Genomic DNA, 842 nt, shown 5'->3' on the forward strand with positions numbered 1-842 from the left:
TTATAAGAAGGCTTTTAGGGGAACAAAGCCGATTGCTATCTCCGATCCTGCCACCTTCGAGTCGGTTACCACTTGTTATTTCAAGGACAAAAACTATCTATACTATTATGACCAAAAGGTAGAGGGGGCTGATGTGGCTACCCTTCAGAAGGAACGGGCAGAGGGGAAATTTGTCTCCGACAAGGACAATACCTATTACCGAGGGAAGCCCTTTATCTACAAAGGAGAGCGGGTACAGCAGGTATCGAATAATATATACAAAACCGCTACCCATGTATTGCGTAATAATGCAGGATATGATTATGATCAGGAGAGGGCGGAGGATTACTTTATAGAGCTCCCTGATTATTTTGATATTCCTACCTTACGAAGGCTGAATGATTTCTATTTGATAGATAAAAACCACCTCTATTATGATGAAAATAGCTATCCATTAGAGGACAAAGACCTTAGAGTACCCATACCCAAGGAGAATTTGAGTAAAATAAAGCTGTTTGAGGTTTTGGTGACCGATGGAAACAAGGTGTACAGAGGGAAAAAGCCACTCTTTGGCTATGATGCAGTGACTTTTGGGATTGTTCCAGGGCATTATTACTATCAGTATGACAAGAATGGGATATATAATTGGCGTAAAAAGCTGCCTTTCCACTATACAAACCGCCCTGAGTATGGGAAAAACCTTTTCTATATGGATGATCAGGACCTATTTGTCTATGAGGATCAGGCTTATTATAGGACTTATGACGATAGCCTTTATGTACCTCACCTCACCCCCCAGCAGTTAGCGCTGCTCAAAGAAGGAAATACTCCCCTAAGGGAATTATTCCCTTCCCAAGACGATA

At 41.7% G+C, this 842-nt stretch carries 1 protein-coding gene; it reads left to right on the forward strand.

Going from position 1 to position 842, the window contains the following annotated elements:
• On the forward strand, window positions 1–842 hold an 842-nt coding region (locus HMPREF1551_RS11805), incomplete at both ends, for a DKNYY domain-containing protein (protein ID WP_021629388.1).

This window comes from Capnocytophaga sp. oral taxon 863 str. F0517, assembly GCF_000466425.1.
In the GTDB taxonomy this organism is placed as follows: Bacteria; Bacteroidota; Bacteroidia; order Flavobacteriales; family Flavobacteriaceae; genus Capnocytophaga.